Consider the following 25,213-nt stretch of genomic DNA (forward strand, 5'->3'; position numbering starts at 1 on the left):
ATTTAACTTAGTCAGAATGGATGGTGAAAAGATGCATTTTACTGACGCAAAGAGTATTCTGTCCGGAAAAAATGGATACTGTGGAATGAACATTTACCGTGGATGCACCCACGGTTGTATTTATTGTGACAGCCGGAGCACATGCTATCAATTCACACATCCCTTTGAAGATGTTGAGGTAAAGCAGAATGCTCCTGAACTCTTAGAAAAAGTTCTGAAATCCAAACGAAAAACGTGCGTGATTGGGACTGGTGCAATGTCCGATCCATACATGCATTGCGAAAAAGAACTACAACTGACGAGACGTTGTTTGGAAATAATACTTAAATATGGCTTTGGTGCTGCTATTCAAACTAAGTCTGACTTAATTCTTCGCGATATTGATTTGCTCACAGAGATTAATAGAACTGCTAAATGTGTAGTTCAAATTACACTTACAACCTATGACGATGATCTTTGCAAAATCCTTGAACCTAATGTCTGTAATACAAAGCGCCGAATTGAAGTTTTATCAATTTTACAGGAAAAAGGTATTCCGACTATAGTCTGGCTTACTCCTATTTTGCCGTTTATCAATGATACAAAAGAAAATATTTCAGCCATACTTAATGAATGTGTTAGAACAGGCGTTAAAGGTGTTATCGATTTTGGTATGGGCCTTACTCTTCGTGAAGGCGACAGAGAATATTATTATGCAGCATTAGATAAGTTTTTCCCAGGGATGAAAGAGCGGTATATCAAACAGTACGGAAATTCATATGAATTACCTAGTCCTAATTCAAAAGAGTTAAAGAAACTATTTCAAAACATCTGCATGGATAACGGGCTTCTATCAACACCTGATGATTGTTTTAAATTTTTACAGGAGCTTCCTGAAAAATATAAGCAATTGAGTCTGTTCGATTTATAGTAAAGACTCTATCTAGGTATGAAGAATATGGTTATTTCTGGAATAACCTTGGTAAAAATTTTCAACGATAAATCTTTGCATCAAAAAAGGAAGTCATGCGACTTCCTTTTTATAATTAAAGCTGAATTGCTGTCTTAAGTGCAATTTCCATCATGTCTGTGAAGCTTGTCTGACGCTCCTGTGCTGAAAGCTCTTCACTCTTGAAGAGGTGATCAGAAATTGTAAGAATTGTAAGTGCATTCTTGTGAGCTTCTGCTGCATTCATGTAGAGAGCTGGTGTTTCCATCTCTACAGCAAGGGCTCCCATCTTCTTGTAAAGCTCGCTCTCATTGCATTTCTTGTAGAATGCATCTGATGAAAGAACATCGCCTACATGGTAGGTAACACCTTTTTCTTTTGCTATAGCTACTGCTTTTTCAAGAATCTTGTAGCTTGCTGTTGGAGCAAATGTTCCTGGAAGTCCGAACTGGAATCCATAGTTGGAATCTGTATGAGCACCCATTGCAAAAATGATGTCTCTTACATTAACATCGTCCTGTAATCCACCGGCACTTCCAACTCTGATGATGTTATCCACATCATAGAAGTTAAAAAGTTCATAAGTGTAGATTCCAATTGATGGAATTCCCATACCATGTCCCATTACTGAGATTTCTTTTCCATCATACTTACCTGTAAAGCCGAGCATTCCTCTTACTTCATTGAAGCACTTTATATCAGTCATAAATGTCTCAGCTATAAACTTCGCACGAAGTGGATCACCTGGCATTAAGACGGTCTTCGCTATATCACCTTTTTCTGCGCTATTATGTGGTGTTGACATAGTTTAATCTCCTTTCAATTTGCATCTGGAAAATTAATATAACCCTGCATCCAGATATTTCCTTTGAATCTTCTACCAACTGCTGGTTCTCCCAACAAATCTTCATCATTTATACAAACATCAAATTCAAGGTCATTGCAGTTAACCCGCATGATATGAATTTTTTCTTTTGTCATACTATTCTCAACTGTCCTTGTTTCTTTTATTTCACCAAGAACTGAGTAATGATCACACTCTACGCCATAAGGCATAAAGTATGAATCAACGAGACTGTATACATCCTGCTTTCTGATTTTCTTGGATAGTGTTGTGTAAAGATCCATATCGTCAAGGGTCAGGGATTCGATTGCTGTCTCATCCCCTCTCCTTGCATTGTTTATTAGTTTATTTCTATAATTGTTTTTCTTTTTGGCAACCTCTTTTTCCTCTTCTGTCTTGGCTATGGGCATTAGTATCTGTCCCTTAATTGACAGAGCAGAAAGAGAAAGAGTTGTTCCTCGTATTGGAAAATGATCTTCATTTTCATACTTCACATATGGAATCATATTTTGAAGGTAAAAAATAAGTGTCACTCCAATTCTTGGTTCATTACAAACTCCGGCGTATGAATATTGCGCTGCATGTCTCTCAACATTGATATCTTCTTCAGTACTTATCCCTGTTGGAACAAGATAAGGATAGTAATATTCATAAATGAATTTATCGTCCTCATCAAATTCCCCGCATACAGCAAATCCGATACCATCAGCAAAATCTCTTGCAAATTCAGCCAGTATTATGTTATCACCGGTTGTTACATATGAGCGCTTTCCTGCATTTTGTATAGAATCAGTTATTAACTTTGTAAGTTCTTTTCTATCTTTAATTTTGGAAAAACCTACCGCTCTTAAGAATTTATGCAATAAGATTTCACCTCTTTCTGAGTTTCGATTAAATAATTAGTTCTTTTTTGTAGGAATAAGAACTTCTTTTCCGCCCATGTATGGACGAAGAACTTCAGGAATTCTTACGCTTCCATCAGCCTGAAGGTTGTTCTCAAGGAATGCAATAAGCATTCTTGGAGGAGCAACAACAGTGTTGTTAAGTGTATGTGCGAGGTAGTTTCCATCTTTACCTTTGATTCTGATCTTAAGTCTTCTTGCCTGTGCGTCTCCAAGGTTAGAGCAGCTACCAACTTCAAAGTATTTCTTCTGTCTTGGTGACCAAGCCTCTACGTCACATGATTTGCACTTAAGGTCTGCCAAATCTCCTGAACAGCACTCAAGTGTACGAACAGGAATATCCATAGATCTGAAAAGATCTACTGTGTTCTTCCAAAGCTTGTCATACCATATCTTTGATTCTTCTGGTTTACATATAACAACCATTTCCTGCTTTTCGAACTGGTGAATTCTATAAACACCACGCTCTTCTATACCGTGAGCACCTTTTTCTTTTCTGAAACAAGGTGAATAACTTGTAAGTGCCTTTGGTACTTCATCTTCAGGAATGATCTGATCAATGAACTTACCGATCATTGAGTGTTCACTAGTTCCGATAAGATAGAGGTCTTCACCTTCAATCTTATACATCATAGCTTCCATTTCTGGGAAACTCATAACACCTGCAACAACGTTTCCATGGATCATGAAAGGAGGTACACAATATGTAAATCCTCTGTCGATCATGAAATCTCTTGCATATGAGATAACTGCAGAATGAAGTCTTGCAATATCACCCATAAGATAATAGAATCCATTACCTGCTACTCTTCTTGCCGCATCAAGGTCGATGCCGTTGAAGCTCTCCATGATATCTGTATGATAAGGAACCTCAAAATCAGGAACTACTGGTTCTCCAAACTTTTCAATCTCAACGTTCTGTGAATCATCTTTACCGATTGGAACTGACTCATCTATTATCTGAGGAATGATCATCATTTTGTTAGTAACTTCTTCATCAAGTTTCTTCTGATTTTCCTCAAGCTCTTCAAGTCTCTTTGCTTCTTTTGCTACTTCATCCTTAAGGGCCATTGCTTCGTCTTTCTTGCCCTGAGCCATGAGTCCACCGATTTCTTTAGAAATCTTATTCTTGTGAGCACGGATTTCATCGGCTTCCTGCTGGTTTGATCTTCTTTCTTCATCAAGCTTTATTACTTCATCAACAAGAGGAAGTTTTTCATCCTGGAATTTTTTCTTGATGTTTTCTCTTACTACATCTGGGTTTTCACGTAAAAATTTAATGTCGATCATTTCGATCTCCTCCAAAAAATATTATTAAAATATATTTATAACAATTTAATTTTAAATAAGTTGTTATCTGTTTACACTGTCAAGCGCCTGCTCTAAAGCTTTCTTTTCTTCATTACTTAGCTCGACATCTGCTACTCCTGCGTTTATTTCTTTTGAGTAAGCATAATTGATTCCGTCAGTTCCATGAACTGAATTCAAAAGAAATCCATTGTCATTTTCATCCAAAAGGCATAATGAAAAACTAAGTTTTCCACCACTCTGATTGAAGGCATCATATTTTTCCAATCCTATTTTTTGGAATGTCCTGGCCATTCTTCTATTGATATCAATTATATCTTTTCTGTTCTTCTCATTTTCACTTCGTATAAGCCTGTTATCATGGAACAGTCCAACAATTTCTTCTTCCAATGATTCAGCTTCTTTTCCCTGCATAAACTTGTTGTATTTCTTTTCAAGTTTTTTCAGTTTGTTTGCATTGATAATAAATAATACAAACAAAGCAATGATCAGAACTATTAGTACTATAAATATTATTGCAGGATCTATATTTCCTATTCCTATAGCATTCAGTAATCCACTATTCATTTTATATTATCTCCATTTTATCCTTTACATAATCTGTCGATGATTTTTTCAAGATCGTCATTACTATAGAACTCAATTTCAATCTTTCCTGCGCCATCACCTTTAGAGATAATATCTACTTTTGTACCAACTGCCTGTTTACATTTTTCTGAAAGACTTGCATATACTGCATCGATACTTTCATTCTTAGTATTATTCTTTTTATTCTTTGCTGGCCTTCCAAGTGACTTAACCAGTTTTTCGGTTTCTCTTACACTGAGCTTCTCGTCAAAAACTTTTTGAGCAATTGTTATCTGTTCTTCTTCATTCTCGATTGAGATCAATGCTCTTGCATGACCGGTTGAAATTTTTCCTTCGATAACCATCTGTCTTACATGGTCACACAGTTTTAATAATCTTAATGAATTTGTAATTGTTACTCTACTCTTTGATACCTTTTCAGCAACTACATCCTGAGTATATCCAAAATCATCAATGAGTTTTTTATAAGCAAGTGCTTCTTCAATAGGATTGATATCTTCTCTCTGGATATTATCTATCAATGCTATTTCAGCAATTTCCTGTTCACTTAAATCTTTAATAATTACAGGAATTTCTTTTAAGCCGGCTTTCTTGGCAGCTCTCCATCTTCTCTCACCGCCAACTATTTCATAATGATCTTTCTTATCAGTAACAATAAGTGGATTGATTATTCCAAACTGTTTAATTGAATCAGCAAGTTCTATAAGACTATCTTCATCAAATGTTTTTCTTGGCTGACTTCTGTTTGGTTCTATCTTTGTTATATTTACTGTGACTACCTGACCCTCAACATGCTTTTCTTCGGGTACTTCTTTTTTAGAAGTTGATACCTTTGCAGGTATTATTGAATCAAGGCCTTTTCCCAGACCTCTTTTAGTACTCTTTGGTGCCATTCTCCCCTCCAACTTAATCAAACTTTCTTTCTATAACTTCGTCTGCCAGAAGTCTATATGCTTCTGCACCGGCTGACTTTGGTTCATATATATTTATTGGCAAGCCATAACTAGGTGCTTCAGCAAGTCTAATATTTCTAGGAATGATTGTTTTATAAACATTTTCCTGAATATGCTCTTTAACATTTTCTACAACCTGGAGTGAAAGGTTTGTTCTTGAATCAAACATTGTAAATACAACGCCTTCCATCTCAAGTTCAGGATTTAATCTATCCCTGACCAGATTAACTGTATGTACTAACTGGCTTAATCCTTCCAACGCATAGTACTCACATTGTATTGGAACCAAAACAGTATTGGCTGTAGTCATTGCATTAACTGTTAACATACTAAGTGAAGGTGGACAATCTATAATAATAAAATCATAATTATCTTTTACTTTACTTATTGCTTCCCTAAGAATGAATTCTTTCTGATCTGCGTCTATTAACTCAATCTCAACAGCTGCAAGATTAACATTTGATGGTATGATATCTACTCCATCTAGATCTTCAACAACATCTTTCTGTATTGCTTTGTCAATAGTACACTCACCTATCATTAGTTCATAGATGCTATTTTCAAGTTCATTTTTATCAAGACCAAAACCACTTGTTGTATTTCCCTGTGGATCAGTATCAATAACTAATACTTTTTTTCCTCTTTCAGCAAGCGCTGCCGATAGATTTATCGAAGTAGTGGTTTTTCCGACTCCACCCTTCTGGTTTGCTATCGCAATAACTCTTCCCATTTTTCCTCCTATTTTCAAAACACACTATAATTAGTATAACATCAATTCATCAATGTGGTTTAATACATTTCATCTTTATCACTAATTATTTTTATAAATCTAGATATTGTATTTAAAATTGTACGGTTTCACAATACAATTTTATCTAAATATTAATGTTTCACGATTACGATTACAATATCTTGGGTTTATATGTTTCACGTGAAACAATTTTTTGTGTTAATAATTGTAGTTAATTGTAATGTTTCACGTGAAACATTGATTAACAAAAATAGTAAAACCACAACATCTATTATAGAGGTTGTTTTGAAGGAATACCTGCTTTGCGAGGATATTTCTTTGAAGTATTTTCTTTCTTATTAACAATACAAATAGTTCTACTTACATCCGTACCAGGTAAAAGAAATTCATTAGAACTAGAAAGTTTTCCTCCAAGAAGATGTATTGCTCCTTTAGCATTGTCTAATTCTTCAGATGCTTTTTCACTTTTATAAGCAATAAACACTCCTCCAACCTTTACATAAGGAAGACAGTATTCTGAAAGTGTAGACATATTTGCAACTGCTCTTGAAACTGCAATATCAAATGTCTCTCTAAGTGAACCTTCCTTTGGCTGTGAATAATCTTCTGCTCTTCCATGAAGTGTCTTAATCGAACCTGTTTCGTTAAGTCCTAATGTATCAATAACTTCATTTAAAAAATTCAAGCGTTTATTCAAAGAATCTAACAATGTAATATGTAAGTTTGGAAAAACAATCTTTAATGGTATACCAGGAAATCCTGCCCCAGTACCAATATCAACTAATGAATAATTTTGGGAACTAAAATCAAAATATTTGCAAGCAGAAATACTATCAACAAAATGAAGCTTACATACATCATCAAAATCTGTGATAGCTGTAAGATTCATAACTTCATTCCATTTGATAAGCAATTCATAATACATATTAAACTGCTCTAGTTGTCTATCCGATAATTCAATTCCATATGAACTGAAATCATCTAACATATTTTTATATTTAGTTCTCATCCTTATTACCTCTATACAATGAATCAAGATATATAAGTAACACAGATATATCTGCAGGATTTACTCCACCAATTCTGGAAGCCTGACCAATATTTGTAGGTCTGAACTTTTCAAGTTTTTGTCTCGCTTCTAATCTAAGGCTACCAACATCATTGTAATCAATATCAACAGGAATTAATTTCTTTTCAAGTTTCTTAAACTGCTCTACCTGTCTTTCCTGTCTATTAATATAACCCTCATATCTAATAGTTATTTCTACCTGTTCAATAACATCTGAAGGAAGTTCTTTTCTATCAGTATCAATCTCAGCAATTGTTTCATATGAAAATTCTGGTCTGCAAATAAGTTCAGCCAATGAAGTTGCTGTCTTTAAAGGTGAACTTCCATTCTTCTCCATGAAAGCCTGCATTTTACTGTTAGCACCAACAACAGTATTCTTTAATCTCTTAACCTCATTATCTATTGCTTCAATTTTTGAAACCAGCTTGTCATATCTTGCCTGGTCAATGAGTCCAACCTCATAACCTTTTTTTCGAAGTCTTATATCAGCATTATCTTGTCTTAAAAGTAATCTGTATTCTGCACGAGAAGTCATCATTCTATAAGGTTCAAGATTTTCTTTTGTTACAAGATCATCAACAAGAACTCCAATATATCCTTCAGATCTATCAATAGTCAGATAAGGCTTTCCAAGAATTTGCATTGATGCGTTGATTCCGGCATAAAGACCTTGGGCAGCTGCTTCTTCATATCCACTACTTCCATTGAACTGTCCGGCACTGAATAAACCTTTGATTTCCTTTATTTCCAAATAAGGAGAAAGCTGACCGGGGCAGAGACAATCATATTCAATAGCATAAGCATTCTTTACTATCTTACAGTTTTCCAAACCAGGAACTGTTCTATACATAGCAAGCTGAACATCTTCGGGTAGAGATGAAGACATACCATCAATGTACATTTCATTTGTATATGTTCCTTCAGGTTCGACAAATACCTGATGCCTCTCATGATCAGGGAACTTAACAACTTTATCCTCTATTGATGGACAGTATCTGGGGCCAATTCCCTCAATGATGCCTGCATAAATTGGCGATCTATCAATGTTATTTCGTATTATTTCATGTGTTTTTTCGTTGGTATATGTCAACCAGCATGACACCTGTGGCTTTTGAACATCTGCAGCATCCGTATCAAAAGAAAAAGGAACAACCGGATCATCACCAAACTGTTCAGACATTTTTGAATAATCAATAGTACGTCCATCCATACGAGCAGGTGTACCTGTCTTGAATCTTCTAAGTAAAATACCCGCATTAATAAGTGACTCAGACAAATAATTAGAAGGCAAAAGACCGTTTGGTCCGCTGTAAGTGATGGACTCACCTGTAAGACATCTACTTTTTAGATAAGTCCCGGTACAAAGAATAACTGCTTTTGCTTCATATATCATTCCGGAAAAAATCTTAACTCCGGTAATTTTCTTTTTATAACCATCATCGTTATACTCTTCAAAAAGAATTTCAGAAACTTCTGCCTGCTTAATTGTAAGATTATCCTGAGCTTCAAGCACTTTTCTCATTTCTTTGGAGTACTCCATCTTATCTGCCTGACATCTAAGTGAATGAACAGCAGGTCCCTTTGAAGTATTAAGCATTTTTGACTGAAGAAATGTCTTATCAATATTTTTTCCCATTTCTCCGCCAAGAGCATCAATCTCTCTTACTAAATGTCCTTTTGAAGATCCACCAATATGTGGATTACATGGCATGAATGCAATATTATCAGCGCTCATTGTAAAAACAATAGTATTAAGACCAAGTCTGCTGCATGCAAGAGCAGCTTCACATCCTGCATGACCAGCACCAATAACAATTACATCATATTTTTCTCTTATATCTATCATAAATTATTTACCCATACAGAACTTAGAGAATATTTCTTCAACAAGATCATCTCCAACTTCTTCACCAATTATTTCACCAAGTGCAGCATATGCGTTTGTAAGATCAACATTGTAAAAATCTTCAGAAAGATTTTTATCTATACTATCAATTACGAGCAATAAACTATCATAAGCTTCCTTTAATAAAGACTTATGTCTCAAGTTCGTAATATACAATTCCTGTTTAGGAACAATGTCGCCATTTAAGAAAAGATCAGCAACAGCTTCCTTTAATTCCTGAATGCCGTTTCCTTTAAGCATTGAGGTACTAATAACAGGTAATTTATCAGTTTTATACTCTGAAAATTGCATGCGAAGGATATCTTCTGTTATTTTAATATTATCAGAAAGATCGTTTTTATTTAATAGAACAATTGTCTTTTTATCCTTGCAAAGATCAATGATCTGTTTATCCTCATCATCAAGAGCTGAAGTAGAATCTAATATATATAATACAAGATCTGCTTCGCTCACTTTACTTTTGGCTTTATCAACGCCTATTTTTTCTATAACATCGTCAGTGTCTCTGATACCAGCAGTATCTATAACATGAAGAACAATGTCTCCTAGCCTTACTGTCTCTTCTATAATATCTCGTGTTGTACCGGCAATATCAGTAACTATCGCTCTCTCATCTCCTGTTAAAGTATTCAAAAGAGATGACTTACCAGCATTAGGTTTACCAACAATTACTGTTTTTATTCCATCTTTTCTGATCTTACCTTCATCTGCAGTATTGATCAAAAAGCTAATTTCTGAATTAACAGATTCGATGATTCCTCTTAATTTTTCAGGAAAACCTGTAAGATCATAATTTTCAGGATCATCCAAAGCAGATTCAATAAATGCCATCTGATAAAGAATCTTTTCTCTAAGCTCTTTTATCTTAGAATAAACTTTTCCCTGAAGCTGTGACCTGGAACTCTCAAGTGCAAAATTATTCTGAGCACTAATAACATCCATGATAGCTTCTGCTTTTGTAAGGTCAATACGGCCATTCAAAAAAGCTCTCTTTGTAAACTCACCTGGTTCAGCTAATCTACAACCATTTTTCAATAAAAGTTGTAAGATTTCATTCATCACCAGCATTCCACCATGTGAATTGATTTCTATAACATCTTCTTTTGTATAACTATGGGGAGCCTTCATATAAGAAATCATGACTTCATCTATAATCTTAGAATCATCACAAATATATCCAAATCGAATTGAATTGGGAACGTGGTTAATAAGTGTATGTTCCTTATTAGCTGACATATAGATTTTATCGCATATTGAAACTGCATCTTTTCCACTAACTCTGATAATACCAATACCGGCATCAGACATAGCAGTTGCAATAGCACAAATAGTATCATTACTAAAATTATTAAGTACAGTAGACATATGAAGTCCTCTCACTTACTTAAATAATACCCCAAGGAACAAATTGTCCAAGGGGTATTTGATTAACATTATTTCTTTAAAGTAACTACTACTCTTCTAAATGGTTCTTCACCTTCACTATGTGTTGTAACATATCTATCATTCTGAAGAGCTGAATGAATAATTCTTCTTTCATAAGGATTCATAGGTTCAAGAGCAACTGACTGTCTTGACTTCCTAACCTTATAAGAAATATTCTTAGCAAGATTCTCAAGAGTAGCTTTTCTTCTTTCACGGTAGTTTTCTGTATCAACTTTTACATGAATGTAATCAGCCTGCCCTCTGTTAACAACAAGGGAAATAAGATACTGTAAAGAATCAAGTGTCTGGCCTCTCTTACCAATGAGAACCCCCATTTCAGGTCCATTTAACTCAACATCAAGGATCTTATCCTGCTGATTAAATTTAGTCTCAACACTAACTTCCATTTTCATGGCTTCGAATACTTCTTTTAAGAATTCATTAGCCTTATTGCAAAGATCATCACTATCAATAGATGCATTGTTAACTTTAACTTCTTCAGCTTTTTTCTCAGGAGCTTTTTTTGTTTCAAAAACTTCTTCTGTCTTTACTTCTGAGACTTCATTCTCTTCTTTTACTCTTGCTTTTATAACTGCAGGCTTGGAATTGATACCAAGAAATCCTGCTGAACCAGCGGAAATAACTTCATAATCAAGTTTATCACTGGTAACTGTAAATGTTTCGCAAGCTTCTGTAATAGCATCATCAACATTCTTTGCGCTAAACTCTCTGTATTCCATTTTATCCTCCACATAAGGAAATCTTATTTATTTATTATTTTTTTCGTTGAACTCTTTAACCATATTGGCTTTGGCAAGAAGTGAATCCTTACGAATTTCCTTACCATTAAACTTAGCTCTTACATCCTCAAGTTGCTTTTCTTTTTCAGAATCAGACTTCACAGAAGTATTAGCGCTAGAACTAATATTTCTTGTAGACATGTTAGCATATCTGTTCATCTGAGGAGTAGATTTCATCTTCTCCATCTTCTGCTTATATTTCTCAGTATTCTTTGCAATCTCAGCATCGATATCAATCTTATCGATATGTTTGTTGATAACGATCTGCTGAATTGATCTAACTACAGCACCGGCAATCCAATAAAGACCCATACCTGCAGGAAGATTGAAGCAGAAAAATGCTGACATCAGAGGCATCATAATGTTCATAGTCTTCATAGACTGCTGCATCTGAGCTGCTGGATCATCAGGATCGATTTTTCCATTATTGTCAGTCTGCTGAGGCATAAGCTTTGTGTTGATCCACTGAGTAAGGGCTGCAAGAACAGGAACAATAATTCCACCAATAAGAAGAATGAAGTTCTTGTTTGCAAAAGCTGTCTGAACCATGTACATAGGTGAATCACCAATGTTAAGTCCAAGGAAAGAGTTAAACTGATTCAACTGTGCATGTGTAGTATTAATAGAATCAGCTAAGTTTCCGAAATTAGAAGTAAGTGCATCCCAATCAGCTGTTGATGCTTTATTAAGAACATCAACCAATGTGTTTTCCACATAAGTTGGATCACCTGATGTAAATAACTCGTTGTTAAACTGATTTGAGTAGTTCTTGGCACTTGATAAAGTTTCCTGAATAAAAGCTACAGCTCCATCAGTATTACGTAACTGCTCAACAAGTGGATAAAACGCATTTTTAACAATAGTAACATATGCTGGAATAGAATAAATAACACGATAAAGAGCAAACAAAATAGGCATCTGGATTATAAGCTGAAGACAGCTACCAGTCTGAGAAACACCATACTTTGCATAAAGCTCTTTTGTTTCCTCCTGCATAGCAAGCATAGAATCGTTGTCTTTTTTGCCCTTGTACTTAGCCTGTATAGCCTTAAGTTCAGGACTCATTTTAGACTGAAGTTTAGAAAACTTCTGCTGCTTGTATGTAAGTGGTAAAAGACATAAATAGATAACTAATGTGAAAATGATAATAGCAAGACCAATGTTTGGAATACCAATGGCATTTAAAATATTGAAAATACCATTCATGATGTGTCCCAATACCCAAGCTACAGGCCCAACTATCTTACCCTGATAAGGGGTTAAAAAAAATGCTCCCGTCAAAATTGACCTCCTCTAAAGCCTACGGAACCGGATCATATCCGCCGCTCGAGAAAGGATTACATCTAAGTATCCTCCATGCAGCCAAAAGTCCCCCTTTAAGGGCTCCGTATTTTTCTATTGCTTCTAGTCCATATTCAGAACATGTAGGAATATATGGACATTTTGTTCTTTTTAATGGAGACAGATACTTCCTATAAAATTTAATTAAATAGATAAGTATTTCTTTCATAAATCACCGCCATTTTTCATTATGCGGGCCTTCCCAGCCAGGCTTAATACTGATTTCTCAATATCAAAAAAATTCGCATCTTTTGCACAGGCCCTGGCCACGACTACTATATCCAAACCACTATTGAATATATCTTCATGTAGTCGGTACGATTCTCGAACAAGTCTTGCAAATCTGTGCCTTACAACACTGTTCCCAACTTTTTTACTACATGAAATCCCTAGTTTATTTCTGGAACCTTCATTTTTCCACACATAAATAACAATATTTTTGTCAGCGTAACTCTTTCCGTTCCTATAAACATTCAGGAAATCATTCGTTTTTTTCATAGATTCTGAAAAAAGCATCATATTATCCTTTTTTATTAAGAAGAAAAAAGGCCACAGTAATTGCGGCCTTTAATATCATGCAGATAATCTCTTTCTTCCCTTTGCTCTTCTAGCAGCGAGTACTTTTCTGCCGCCCTTTGTAGCCATTCTTGCTCTGAAGCCGTGAACTCTGGCTCTCTGAAGCTTATGAGGCTGGAATGTCATCTTCATATTGGAAACACCTCCTTCTTATACAAACTAACCTATAAAGGTCCGTCAAATGAGAAAATTCATAATATGAACAATCTCAAAATTATCCAGTGTGGAAAAAATCTTTATAATTATAAAAAATAAAAAGGCCGAAGTCAAGCCATTAATGGACATAAAATCATATAATAAATCACTAATTTTTTTTCTAAAAAAATATAAACAATATGTAGTATCAAAAAAAATTATCCACAGCTAAATGTTGAATTTGTGGACAACCTGTTGATTATTAATTTTTGAACTATTTTATCCACAATTTTCCTCAATTTTGTGGATAAGCCAGTACATTAATTGGGTATATTTTGTTCAAAGCCCCGAATTTATGGGCGTTACAAGTGTAGATAGCTTCGCGTGGAAAACAGAACACTTTTCCACAGTGAAAAAAAGTATCTAAAAATAATCAATTTTTGAAATAAGTTATCCACAATTTGAGTTTGTTTGATATTTATAGCCTTTTAATATACAATAATTAAAGTCTAAAATTATGCTTGTTGGGAGTTTTTTCATGCAATCATCTAAAGAAATCACAGAAAAATTAAGAGATAATTGGGAGTCGATTAAACATACAATAAAGATAGAATCCGGTATTACAGAAATATCATATCGTACCTGGATTGATCCTTTAACTGTATATAGTGTTCAGGATAATAATGTAAAAATTCTTATTCCATCCGATAATTCCATGGCACTTCAGTACATAATAAATCACTACATGGACTTTATTCGCGTTACGATCTCTGAGTTTTTGGAACTCATGATTGATGTTACTTTCATTTTGAACAAAGATATTATTAATAATGAAGAAACTCAAAATGAAAACGACGAGAATAATGCAAGAGCCTATGAAAATAACGTAAATTATGAGCATTCAAATCTCAATCCCAAATACAGATTTGATACTTTCGTAGTAGGCAGCAACAATAAGTTTGCTCACTCTGCATCTCTTGCAGTAGCTGAATCACCAGGAATTTCCTACAATCCTCTTTTCTTATATGGTGGACCTGGTCTTGGAAAAACTCACCTTATGCATTCAATCGGTCATTTCATTATGGAACATGACCACAGAGCTAAAGTATTATATGTAACATCTGAACAGTTCACTAATGAAGTTATTGAATCCATCAGAAGTGGTAAAACAGAGAGTATGTCAAAACTCCGTGAAAAATACAGAACTGTGGATGTTCTTATGGTCGATGACGTACAGTTTATTATAGGAAAAGAATCAACACAGGAAGAGTTTTTCCACACTTTCAATGAGCTTCATCAGGCTGGAAAACAAATAATTCTTTCATCTGATAAACCACCTAAAGAGATGGAAACACTTGAAGAGAGATTCAGATCAAGATTTGAAATGGGTCTTATAGCTGATATTCAGTCACCTGACTATGAGACCAGAATGGCCATCCTTAGAAAGAACTCTGAGAACTATGGCAAAAACATCGATGATGAAGTAATTGATTACATTGCTACAAACATTAAATCAAATATTCGAGAGCTTGAAGGTGCATATAACAAGATAATTGCTTATTCACGACTTAACAATGTAGATGTTACATTAGAGAACGCTATGGAAGCTCTCAAGGATATTATTTATCCTGATAAATCAAAAGTAATCACACCACAGCTTATTATCGACACGGTTTGTGAACAGTACGGGACAAAGAAAGAGGATATCCTTTCCAAAAAGAGAAATTCAGATATTGTTCTTCCACGTCAGATAATAATGTACCTGTGCAGAATACATACTGATTCTTCATTAGAAGAAATAGGAAAACTTCTGGGTAAAAAAGATCACACAACAGTTATGAACGGTATAAATAAGATAAAAAAGAAAATAACTGTTGATGATGAACTCAATAAAAACATAGATATAATAATGAAAAAAATCAATCCATCACTTTAATTAACAAACAAATGTGGATAACCTTGGTGATTAATTGTGATTTAAAAGAGGATTATCTGTTATTTGTGGGTGGATAAGAAAAACTAGTACTCATTTGTTAAAATTTGGCTTGTTTATAACTTTTTAATTTTCAACATGAATTTTTTTCTTTTCAACAATCAAAAAATTGTAAAAAAGCCGCATAAATAGTATAATAGAATAGGTTTTACACTTATCAACAGCTATTATTAATTCTTTTATTATTTATTTATAATATTTTTATATTTACGCATGCGAAGGGAGTAATAATTCAAAATGAAATTTGTTTGCTCTAAATCTAATCTTGTGAGTGGACTCCAAATTGTATCAAAAGCAGTTCCTTCTAAAACAACAATGTCTATTCTTGAATGTATACTTGTTGATGCAACAGAAGGTGTTATAAAGTTTATTGCCAATGATATGGAACTTGGTATTCAGACTATAGTAGACGGAGATATTGTAGAAAGAGGTTTTATAGCACTTGATGCTAAGCTCTTTGTAGATATAGTTAGAAAACTCCCTGATAATAACGTTACGATCGAATCTGATTCATCCAATAAAGTTACAATTAGCTGCGAGAAAGCAAAGTTTAATCTTATTGGCAGAAAGGGTGATGACTTTACATATCTTCCATCTATTGAAAAAATTGATGGAGTTTCAGTTTCACACCTTACACTTAGAAATGTAATTCAGCAGACAATCTTTTCAATTTCAGAGAACGATGCCAACAAAATGATGGCTGGTGAGCTTTTTGAAGTTGATGGTGAGAATTTAAAGCTTGTTTCTCTTGATGGTCACAGAATTTCTATCAGAAAAGTTAAACTTGGTGGAAGTTATTCATACAAAAAAGTAATCGTTCCAGGAAAAACACTTGGTGAAATAAGTAAAATTTTAAGTGATAGTGCTGATAAGATGGTCAGCATCTACTTCACAGACAAGCACGTATTATTTGAGTTTGATAAGACAATAGTTGTTTCAAGACTTATTGAAGGTGAGTATTTCAGTATTGACCAGATGCTTTCAAGCGACTATGAAACAAAGATGTCCATCAATAGAAAAGAGTTCCTTGAGTGTATAGACAGAGCAACTCTTCTTGTAAAAGAAGGAGATAAGAAGCCTGTTATCATTTCAGTTACTGATGGAAAAATGGAACTTAAGATCAATTCAGCCATTGGTAGCATGGATGAAGAAATCGATATTGAGAAGCAGGGTAAGGATCTTATGATTGGATTCAATCCAAAATTCCTTATTGATGCGCTCAGAGTAATTGAAGACGAGACAGTTGATATTTATCTTGTTAATCCTAAGGCACCATGCTTTATCAGAGACAAAGACGGATCATATATTTATCTTGTTCTTCCTGTCAACTTCACAACTGTTGACTAATAAAAACAAAAAGGAAATATCATGGAAATAGTAAAACTTAGAGAACAGGATGATTTTATTAAGCTCGGACAGGCCCTTAAAAAGGCAGGTCTCGAGCAATCTGGTGTTGATGCCAAGATGGATATTCAGGCAGGACTTGTAAAGGTTAACGGAGAAATAGAGGAAAGACGTGGCCGCAAGCTATATGATGGAGACATTTTGGAATATAATGGCACACAGGTAAAAATAGAAAAATGATAATAAAATCATTAGAGTTATCTGATTTTAGAAATTACGAAAATTTAAAAATAGATTTTAGTAGTGGAACTAATATTCTCTATGGCGATAATGCCCAGGGAAAGACCAATATCCTTGAAGCTATATTTATGTCAGCTACCACTAAGTCACACAAGGGTAGCAAGGATAAAGAGATTATTAGATTTGGAAAAGATGAGGCTCATATCAGGACTATTCTTGACAGAGACAACGCAGAATATCGTGTTGATATGCATCTTAGGAGTAGTAAGACCAAGGGAATTGCAATTGATGGTCAAAAGATAAAACGGGCTTCGGATCTTATTGGAAAGTTAAACGTAGTTTTTTTCTCACCTGAAGATCTTAGTATCATAAAAAACGGACCTTCTGAAAGACGCAGATTCATGGATATGGAGCTGTGTCAGCTTGATCAGGTATATTTAAATAGTCTATCTAAATACAATAAACTTGTTGTCGAAAGAAACAAAGTTCTAAAAGATCTGTTTGATCATCCTGAAAACAGCGTTCTTCTTGATGTTCAGGATAAGCAGTTATGCGAATATGGATCTGTCATAATCAAGACTAGAGAAAAATTCATTGGTGATCTTAATGAAATAATAAGACCTATTCATAATAAGCTTACAGGTGGTAAAGAAGACCTGTCGATTTATTATGAGCCAAATGTGGATGCAACTGATTTTGAAAAGAAATTAAGTTCTTCCAGACAAAGAGATATCTATGCAAAGCAGACCACAGTTGGCCCTCACAAGGATGATTTTTCTTTTATCGTAAAAAGAAATAGCGATAACAGTGAAAAAATTGATATCAGAAAATTTGGATCACAAGGACAACAAAGGACAGCATCTTTGTCATTAAAGCTATCTGAAATTGAAATTGTGAAAAAAGCTAAAAAAGAAAATCCGGTTCTTTTGCTTGATGATGTATTGTCAGAACTTGATAGCAATAGACAGAATTACCTTCTTAACACAATAGGAGATATTCAGACAATTATCACATGTACCGGACTTGATGAATTTGTTAATAACAGATTTGAAATAGATAAACTGTTCAAAGTAACTGAAGGAACAGTAAATAGTGAAAACTAAGAAATGGAGCAAATAATGGGTAACGAAGAAGTACAATATGGCGCTGACCAAATTCAGATTCTTGAGGGACTTGAAGCAGTCAGAAAAAGACCTGGTATGTATATCGGAACAACAGCAAGCAGAGGATTGCATCATCTTGTGTATGAGATTGTTGATAACTCTGTAGATGAGGCGCTTGCTGGTTTTTGTGATCATATCGAAGTTACTATTAACGAGGACAATACCATTGTTGTAAAAGATAATGGTAGAGGTATCCCAGTAGACGTAAACCACAAATCCGGACTTACTGGTGTGGAAGTTGTATTCACAATCCTTCACGCTGGTGGAAAATTCGGCGGTGGGGGATACAAGGTATCCGGCGGTCTTCATGGAGTAGGTGCTTCTGTAGTAAACGCTCTTTCAGAGTGGCTTGAGGTACAGGTTACAAGAGATGGCAAAGTATACCAGCAAAGATATGAAAGAGGAAAAGTATGCTATCCTCTTAAGGTTGTTGGAGATGCGCCTTCAAATGCAACAGGTACAAAAGTTTATTTCAAGCCGGATGCGCTCATTTTCAAAGAGACAACAGTATTTGAGTATAATATTCTTAAGCAGAGACTTAGAGAGATGGCTTTCCTTACAAAGGGACTTAAGATATCTCTTACAGATAAAAGAGTTGGTGAAGGCGAAGATCCTATAAAGCAGACTTTCCATTACGAAGGTGGAATAAAGGAATTTGTTGAGTACCTCAACAAGAGCAAAACATCTCTTTATAGCGATATTATGTACTTTGAAGGAAACAAGAATAACGTTCAGGTTGAAGTTTCTTTCCAGCATAATGATTCATACAACGAGAGTATTTATACTTTTGTAAACAATATCAATACACCTGAAGGTGGTACACACCTTGAAGGATTTAAGGCAGCTCTTACAAAGACATTTAATGACTATGCAAGAGCAAACAAAATGCTTAAAGACAGTGAGGAAAACCTTACTGGTGAAGATATCAGAGAAGGTCTTACAGCAATCATAAGTGTTAAGATCGAAGATCCTCAGTTTGAAGGACAGACTAAGCAGAAGCTTGGTAATTCAGAGGCTAGAGGAGCTGTAGCAAGTGTTGTCGGCGAACAGCTTACATACTATCTTGAGCAGAATCCTACTGTTGCTAAGCAGATTTTGGAAAAAGCTATTCTTGCTCAGAGAGCTAGAGATGCAGCCAGAAAAGCAAGAGATCTCACAAGACGTAAATCAGCTCTTGATGGACTGGGACTTCCTGGTAAGCTTGCAGATTGCTCTGATAAAGATCCCAAAAACTGTGAGATATTTATCGTTGAGGGAGATTCTGCCGGCGGATCTGCTAAAACTGCAAGAAGTCGTGCTACTCAGGCTATTCTCCCACTTAGAGGAAAAATTCTTAATGTTGAAAAAGCCAGAGTGGACAGAATTTACGGTAATGCAGAAATTAAGGCCATGATTACGGCATTTGGTACTGGTATTCATGATGATTTTGATATAAGCAAATTGCGTTATGACAAAATCATTATTATGACAGATGCCGATGTAGATGGTGCGCATATTGCTACTTTAATGCTTACATTCCTTTACAGATTTATGCCTGAACTTATAAAAGAAGGTCATGTATATCTTGCACAGCCACCTCTTTATAAGCTGGAAAAAAACAAGAAGGTTTGGTATGCATACAGTGATGAAGAATTAAATAAAATTCTCACAGATGTAGGAAGAGACCAGAATAATAAAATCCAGCGTTATAAAGGTCTTGGAGAAATGGACCCTGAACAGCTTTGGGAAACAACAATGGATCCTGAGAGAAGAATACTTCTCAGAGTTAACATGGATGAGGAATCAGAATCTGATATTGATGTTACATTTACTACTCTTATGGGTGACAAAGTTGAACCAAGAAGAGAGTTCATAGAGAAGAATGCTAAATTCGTTAAGAATTTGGATATTTAAAAAGTCTCATCCATTGCAAAGGGGAATAAACAGAAATGGCTGAAAATAATAACAATAACAACAACGATTTATCAGAAGATGTTTTTGATAAAGTCACAACAGACAGAATAAAAGAAGTTGATCTTCAAAAGACAATGGAAGCAGATTACATTGATTATGCAATGAGTGTTATCGCTTCCAGAGCACTTCCGGATGTAAGAGATGGTTTAAAGCCGGTACAGAGAAGAATTCTTTATTCAATGATAGAACTTAACAATGGTCCCGATAAGCCACATCGTAAATGTGCTCGTATCGTCGGAGATACCATGGGTAAATATCATCCTCATGGTGACAGTTCTATTTATGGAGCATTGGTAAACATGGCTCAGCCATGGTCAATGAGATATTGCCTTGTTGACGGACATGGTAACTTTGGTTCTGTGGATGGTGATGGTGCAGCTGCCATGCGATATACTGAGGCAAGACTTACCAAGATTTCCATGGAAATGATAGCAGATATCAACAAAGATACTGTTGATTTTGTACCAAACTTTGATGAGACAGAAAAAGAACCAACAGTACTTCCAAGTAGATATCCTAACCTTCTGGTAAATGGTACTACAGGTATTGCGGTAGGTATGGCTACTAACATTCCACCACATAACCTTAGAGAAGTTATAAGTGCAGTTACAAAAATGATTGATAACAGAGTTCTTGAGGACAGAGAAACTGAAATTGAAGAACTCCTTGAAATAGTTAAAGCTCCTGACTTCCCAACAGGTGGAATTATTCTTGGAACAAGAGGAGCAGAAGAAGCTTATAGAACAGGCCGTGGAAAAGTAATTATCAGAGCTGTTACAAACATTGAGCCTATGGCTAATGGAAAGAACAGGATTGTTGTTACTGAACTTCCATATCTTGTTAATAAAGCAAATATGATTTCAAAGATTGCAGAGCTTGTTAAGCTTAAAAAGCTTGATGGAATCACAGCTCTTCGTGATGAATCAGACAGAGAAGGAATGAGAGTAGTTATTGAGCTCAGAAGTGATGTAAATCCTAACATCATGCTCAACAAGCTCTATAAGCATACTCAGATGCAGGATTCCTTCGGTATAATCATGCTTGCGCTTGTTAATAATGAACCTAAAGTTCTTGGTCTTGTTGATATGCTTAAGTACTACATTAAGCATCAGGAAGAAGTTGTTACCAGAAGAACAAAATATGATCTTAACAAAGCGGAAGAAAGAAATCATATCTTAGAGGGATTGCTCATTGCGCTTGATAACATCGATGAAGTTATCAGGATCATAAGAGGAAGTGAAACAGTTGCAATTGCCAAAGAGCAGTTAATGGAGAGATTTGGTCTTTCTGATGTTCAGGCTCAGGCCATTGTAGATATGAGACTTCGTACTCTCACAGGTTTGGAAAGAGACAAGCTTGAACAGGAGCACGCAGAACTCTTAAAGAGAATAGAAGAATTGAAAGCTATACTTGCAGACAGAAAGCTTCTTCTTGGAGTTATTAAGACAGAAATACAGGAAATATCAAATAAATACGGTGATGATAGAAAGTCACAGATAGGACATGACGATTCAGACATCGACATGGAAGATCTGATTCCTAACGTAAATACTGTAATTGCAATGACAGATCTTGGCTATATAAAGAGAATGTCAATTGACAATTTCAAAGCTCAGAATCGTGGTGGAAAAGGAATCAAGGGAATAACAACAATCGAAAATGATTTCGTTGAAGATATTCTCATGACTACTACACACAACTACGTAATGTTCTTTACTAATACCGGAAGAGTATACAGATTAAAGGCATATCAGATTCCGGAAGCTTCAAGAACATCACGTGGAATGGCTATTGTAAATCTGCTTCAGCTTGCACCTGGAGAAAAGATATCCGCCATGATACCTGTAAAAGACTTTGAGGATGAGGAAAAGAGTCTCTTTATGGTAACCAAGAAAGGAACTGTAAAGAAAACTCCTATTACAGATTTCTCAAATGTAAGAAAGACAGGACTTGCTGCGATCAACCTTCGTGATGACGATGAGCTTATTGAAGTAAAGACAATAAAGAAAAACTCTGAAGTATTCCTTGTTACTAAAAATGGTATGTGTATCCATTTTGATGAAGATGATGTTCGTTCAACAGGAAGATCATCAATGGGTGTAAGAGGAATGATGCTTGACGATACAGATGAGATCGTTGGAATGCAGCTCAATACTCAGGGGGATTCACTTCTTATCGTTTCTGAAAAAGGATATGGAAAGAGAACAACTCTTGATGAATTCCATAATCAGTTCAGAGGTGGTAAGGGAGTTAAGTGCTATAAGATAACAGAAAAGACCGGTAATGTAGTTGGAGTTAAAGCAGTAAATGACGACAACGAGATTATGATGATCACTAGTGCCGGAATAATAATCCAGCTCAGAATGGATGAGATATCAGTCCATGGAAGAGTAACATCAGGCGTTAAGATGATAAATCTTGATAAGGGTGTTACAGTAGCGAAGATTGCAAAAGTAAGAGAAAAAATATCAGACGGCGATAAAGAACTAGATAATATTGATGACGTAACAGAAGATATTCCTGAGGAATGAGGGGCCAATGAACATCGGACTGTTAGTATCTGAATTAGAAGATAAGGATGTAAAAAAGATTTGTATAGGAGCTAGCCAGGCTGCTGATGACAAGGGTATTTCCCTTGTCATCATGCCTGGTAAATATCTTGCTTCCGATAACAAAGATGCAGAAAATCCTTATGACTATCAATACTCAGCATTATTTGACTATGCCAATACTGCTGATTTCGATGCACTGATCATAGACATAGAGCGTATCGGAAGAAACGCTACTATTCTGAAAAAAGAATCATTTTTAAATAAATTTGATAAGGTGCCTATTTTAACACTAACAGAGCAGGAAGGCTTCACTTCAGTAAATGAAGTAAAAACTGATCATGAACAGTTCGAGCAACTCGGATATGAAGCAGTTTGTGATGCATGTTTTTTTGCCAAGGAAGGAAAACTTCCGGCAAATGAAGCACAAAAGAGCTTTTCTTTTGTGGAACAACCTGAATCCGATGCAATTAGAACTCTCTCAGAATTAGGGGCTCTACTTCTGAACAGAAAATATGAAAATGAGAAAGCATATGGTATTTTCTCAGAAAAAGCTGTTTCCGATGGGATAAAGAACTTTGGTATTTTTCTTTATGACACAAAGATAAGGAATAATCTCAAGTACAATTGGGTATTACCTGAAAAAATAAGTGTAAAAAGCACAGCAATTTGTGGAAAAGTAGCTGTATTTGATAAAGAAAAGAGGATAATCGACACAGATAAAATCTTTTCACAGTTCTTGAGTAAATCAACAGTCCTTATTGCAGGTGATATATTTGTCGGAGAACATCAGCTTGGAATTGTGGTAACAGAATTCAGATCAAAGACACTGATAAACCATTTCTTTAGTTCACTTGTAAGTATAGTGACTGGTGTTTCAAGACTTTCATACCTTGAAAAAGAATTGCTCAAAACAACAGAAGAGCTTTATGAAGTTCAGGAAGAGCTTGCAAGAGATGATTCGGTTCTTGATCATATCGGAGATCAGGATTATCTCACAGGAGGCCTTAACAGAAGAGGATTCTTTGCAAAAGCCTATGACTTGTTAAAAGAAGAGTTTAAACCCGGAAAATATGCAATAGTTGCCTATATCCATATGGATTCACTAAAGAAAATAAACGAATTATATGGACACGAAGAAGGCGATAGAGCTGTAAGAAGGATTGCCGAAGTTCTTGAAAGCGTATTTAAAAAGAGTATTTACGGCAGAATCAGAGGCGACGAATTTGCAGTTATAGAAATAACAGATGAAGAAGGCAAAGCTGAAAATTTCAGGCAGGAAATGTCAGCGCAGAATGCCAGCCTTCTTGAGGAATCAAGCAGATATATGAATCATCTTCAGTATTCTATCTGCGAATTCAGCTATGAAGATAATCTCTCTCTTAGAGAAATGTTAAAAGAAACAGATGATAATCTTCAAAAAATAAAACAAATGCAATAATAAAATAATGGATAATCTTATTTTTAGTTTAAATGCTACATTACCTATTTTTCTTTTGATGGTTCTTGGATACATCTTTGAAAAAATAGGTATTATCGACCAAAAAGCAGCATCATGGATGAATAAATTTGTATTTAAGATAGCACTTCCTGTTTTGCTATTTAATGATCTCTCAACCCAGGATTTTGCTGGAACTTGGGATGGCAAGTTTGTACTATTTTGTTTTGCTGCAACCATAATAAGCATTTTAGTAATCACAATATTTTCAAAAATAGTAATAAAAGATAATTCAAAACGCGGAGAGTTTATACAGGGATCCTACAGAAGCAGCGCGGCTCTGCTTGGAATTGCTTTTATCCACAATATCTATGGTGAATCAAATTCCGGAATGGCACCGCTTATGATCCTTGGAAGTGTGCCTCTTTACAATATCTTTGCTGTAATAATTCTTACATTGACTGCTCCAAAGGAGAATGCTGATAATAGTGATAAAAAGGCACTTGTAAAGGATACAATAGTTGGAATATTAAAAAATCCTATCATTCTGGGGATTTTATGCGGAATGATATGGTCGGTACTGAAAATTCCAATGCCTAAATTTTTTAGAAGTGTGACTTCTAGTGTTGCTGCGCTTGCAACACCACTTGGACTAATGTCAATGGGCGCAACCTTTGAAATAAAAAAGGCAGCAAAAGAAATAAAGCCAGCGCTTCTTGCAAGTTTTATAAAACTCTTCTTATTAGTGGCGATAATAATGCCAATTGCAGTAGGTGTGGGATTTGTAGGTGAACAGATAGTTGCTATTCTTGTAATGCTCGGATCAGCTACAACCGTAAGCTGTTATATAATGGCCAAGAGTATGGGCCATGAAGGAACACTTAGTAGCAGCATTATAATGATGACAACGCTTGGCTGCGGATTTTCACTTACTTTCTGGTTATATATTTTAAAATCAATAGGAATTATATAAAAATAAGGCTTTGTGAATTGATGATTCACAAAGC

23 protein-coding genes are annotated in these 25,213 nt (G+C 35.2%); 9 read left to right on the forward strand and 14 right to left on the reverse strand.

What is annotated here, in order from left to right:
* Nucleotides 1-31: 31 nt before the first annotated feature.
* Nucleotides 32-910 (forward strand): SPL family radical SAM protein, encoded by an 879-nt coding sequence (locus tag E7303_RS14325; protein WP_292146112.1) that lies wholly within the window; start codon nucleotides 32-34, stop codon nucleotides 908-910.
* Between the two features lie 115 nt (nucleotides 911-1,025).
* Here E7303_RS14325 and deoD read toward each other — a convergent pair whose 3' ends face one another.
* The 14 genes from deoD to rpmH all read right to left on the reverse strand — a co-directional run bounded on the left by deoD (nucleotide 1,026) and on the right by rpmH (nucleotide 13,523).
* Complete coding sequence (gene deoD, locus E7303_RS14330; RefSeq protein ID WP_022772195.1) at nucleotides 1,026-1,733, reverse strand: purine-nucleoside phosphorylase; 708 nt, start codon at nucleotides 1,731-1,733, stop codon at nucleotides 1,026-1,028.
* Nucleotides 1,734-1,747: 14 nt separating this feature from the next.
* Nucleotides 1,748-2,635 (reverse strand): DUF3881 family protein, encoded by an 888-nt coding sequence (locus tag E7303_RS14335; protein WP_022772193.1) that lies wholly within the window; start codon nucleotides 2,633-2,635, stop codon nucleotides 1,748-1,750.
* Nucleotides 2,636-2,671: 36 nt separating this feature from the next.
* Nucleotides 2,672-3,964 (reverse strand): serine--tRNA ligase, encoded by a 1,293-nt coding sequence (gene serS / locus E7303_RS14340; protein ID WP_292146084.1) that lies wholly within the window; start codon nucleotides 3,962-3,964, stop codon nucleotides 2,672-2,674.
* 63 nt (nucleotides 3,965-4,027) lie between these two features.
* Nucleotides 4,028-4,549: a DUF4446 family protein gene (locus tag E7303_RS14345; RefSeq protein WP_292146087.1), complete on the reverse strand. Its 522-nt coding sequence runs from the start codon at nucleotides 4,547-4,549 to the stop codon at nucleotides 4,028-4,030.
* Nucleotides 4,550-4,566: 17 nt separating this feature from the next.
* Nucleotides 4,567-5,463: a ParB/RepB/Spo0J family partition protein gene (locus E7303_RS14350; RefSeq protein WP_292146088.1), complete on the reverse strand. Its 897-nt coding sequence runs from the start codon at nucleotides 5,461-5,463 to the stop codon at nucleotides 4,567-4,569.
* A gap of 13 nt (nucleotides 5,464-5,476) precedes the next feature.
* Entirely contained in the window at nucleotides 5,477-6,253 is a 777-nt protein-coding gene (locus E7303_RS14355; RefSeq protein ID WP_292146090.1) for a ParA family protein, read from the reverse strand.
* Nucleotides 6,254-6,545: 292 nt separating this feature from the next.
* Nucleotides 6,546-7,283 (reverse strand): 16S rRNA (guanine(527)-N(7))-methyltransferase RsmG, encoded by a 738-nt coding sequence (gene rsmG / locus E7303_RS14360; RefSeq protein ID WP_292146091.1) that lies wholly within the window; start codon nucleotides 7,281-7,283, stop codon nucleotides 6,546-6,548.
* The gene (gene mnmG / locus E7303_RS14365) at nucleotides 7,273-9,189 is read right to left on the reverse strand and encodes a tRNA uridine-5-carboxymethylaminomethyl(34) synthesis enzyme MnmG (RefSeq protein WP_292146092.1); all 1,917 of its coding nucleotides are present in this window, start codon (nucleotides 9,187-9,189) and stop codon (nucleotides 7,273-7,275) included. Before mnmG ends, rsmG begins: the two co-directional genes overlap by 11 nt.
* A 3-nt stretch (nucleotides 9,190-9,192) precedes the next feature.
* Complete coding sequence (gene mnmE, locus E7303_RS14370; protein WP_292146093.1) at nucleotides 9,193-10,614, reverse strand: tRNA uridine-5-carboxymethylaminomethyl(34) synthesis GTPase MnmE; 1,422 nt, start codon at nucleotides 10,612-10,614, stop codon at nucleotides 9,193-9,195.
* Between the two features lie 68 nt (nucleotides 10,615-10,682).
* On the reverse strand, nucleotides 10,683-11,414 hold the full coding sequence (gene jag, locus E7303_RS14375) for an RNA-binding cell elongation regulator Jag/EloR (RefSeq protein ID WP_292146095.1): 732 nt from the start codon (nucleotides 11,412-11,414) through the stop codon (nucleotides 10,683-10,685).
* A 27-nt stretch (nucleotides 11,415-11,441) separates the two neighbouring features.
* Nucleotides 11,442-12,755 (reverse strand): YidC/Oxa1 family membrane protein insertase, encoded by a 1,314-nt coding sequence (locus tag E7303_RS14380; RefSeq protein ID WP_292146097.1) that lies wholly within the window; start codon nucleotides 12,753-12,755, stop codon nucleotides 11,442-11,444.
* A gap of 19 nt (nucleotides 12,756-12,774) precedes the next feature.
* Complete coding sequence (gene yidD, locus E7303_RS14385) at nucleotides 12,775-12,984, reverse strand: membrane protein insertion efficiency factor YidD (RefSeq protein WP_022772180.1); 210 nt, start codon at nucleotides 12,982-12,984, stop codon at nucleotides 12,775-12,777.
* A complete protein-coding gene (gene rnpA / locus E7303_RS14390) occupies nucleotides 12,981-13,331 on the reverse strand; it encodes a ribonuclease P protein component (RefSeq protein ID WP_103869973.1) in 351 nt (116 codons plus the stop codon). The genes yidD and rnpA overlap by 4 nt, the downstream gene beginning before the upstream one ends.
* Before the next feature lie 57 nt (nucleotides 13,332-13,388).
* On the reverse strand, nucleotides 13,389-13,523 hold the full coding sequence (gene rpmH / locus E7303_RS14395) for a 50S ribosomal protein L34 (protein ID WP_013282343.1): 135 nt from the start codon (nucleotides 13,521-13,523) through the stop codon (nucleotides 13,389-13,391).
* Nucleotides 13,524-14,064: 541 nt separating this feature from the next.
* Here rpmH and dnaA point away from each other — a divergent pair.
* The 8 genes from dnaA (at nucleotide 14,065) to E7303_RS14435 (ending at nucleotide 25,179) form a co-directional block, all read left to right on the forward strand.
* The gene (gene dnaA / locus E7303_RS14400) at nucleotides 14,065-15,462 is read left to right on the forward strand and encodes a chromosomal replication initiator protein DnaA (RefSeq protein WP_292146098.1); all 1,398 of its coding nucleotides are present in this window, start codon (nucleotides 14,065-14,067) and stop codon (nucleotides 15,460-15,462) included.
* Nucleotides 15,463-15,756: 294 nt separating this feature from the next.
* Nucleotides 15,757-16,866 (forward strand): DNA polymerase III subunit beta, encoded by a 1,110-nt coding sequence (gene dnaN, locus E7303_RS14405; protein WP_022772176.1) that lies wholly within the window; start codon nucleotides 15,757-15,759, stop codon nucleotides 16,864-16,866.
* A gap of 21 nt (nucleotides 16,867-16,887) precedes the next feature.
* Nucleotides 16,888-17,103, forward strand: coding sequence for an RNA-binding S4 domain-containing protein (locus tag E7303_RS14410; protein WP_022772174.1), 216 nt, complete (start codon nucleotides 16,888-16,890; stop codon nucleotides 17,101-17,103).
* A complete protein-coding gene (gene recF / locus E7303_RS14415; RefSeq protein WP_022772173.1) occupies nucleotides 17,100-18,206 on the forward strand; it encodes a DNA replication/repair protein RecF in 1,107 nt (368 codons plus the stop codon). Before E7303_RS14410 ends, recF begins: the two co-directional genes overlap by 4 nt.
* Before the next feature lie 15 nt (nucleotides 18,207-18,221).
* Nucleotides 18,222-20,159: a DNA topoisomerase (ATP-hydrolyzing) subunit B gene (gene gyrB, locus E7303_RS14420; RefSeq protein WP_292146100.1), complete on the forward strand. Its 1,938-nt coding sequence runs from the start codon at nucleotides 18,222-18,224 to the stop codon at nucleotides 20,157-20,159.
* Nucleotides 20,160-20,194: 35 nt separating this feature from the next.
* Complete coding sequence (gyrA, locus tag E7303_RS14425) at nucleotides 20,195-22,750, forward strand: DNA gyrase subunit A (protein ID WP_292146101.1); 2,556 nt, start codon at nucleotides 20,195-20,197, stop codon at nucleotides 22,748-22,750.
* A 7-nt stretch (nucleotides 22,751-22,757) separates the two neighbouring features.
* Nucleotides 22,758-24,209 carry a GGDEF domain-containing protein gene (locus tag E7303_RS14430; protein WP_292146102.1) on the forward strand — a complete coding sequence of 484 codons (1,452 nt, stop codon included), beginning with the start codon at nucleotides 22,758-22,760 and terminating at the stop codon, nucleotides 24,207-24,209.
* Between the two features lie 7 nt (nucleotides 24,210-24,216).
* Nucleotides 24,217-25,179: an AEC family transporter gene (locus E7303_RS14435; protein ID WP_292146103.1), complete on the forward strand. Its 963-nt coding sequence runs from the start codon at nucleotides 24,217-24,219 to the stop codon at nucleotides 25,177-25,179.
* Nucleotides 25,180-25,213 lie beyond the last annotated feature (34 nt).

Source organism: Butyrivibrio sp. (genome assembly GCF_015056685.1).
Lineage (GTDB): Bacteria > Bacillota > Clostridia > Lachnospirales > Lachnospiraceae > Butyrivibrio.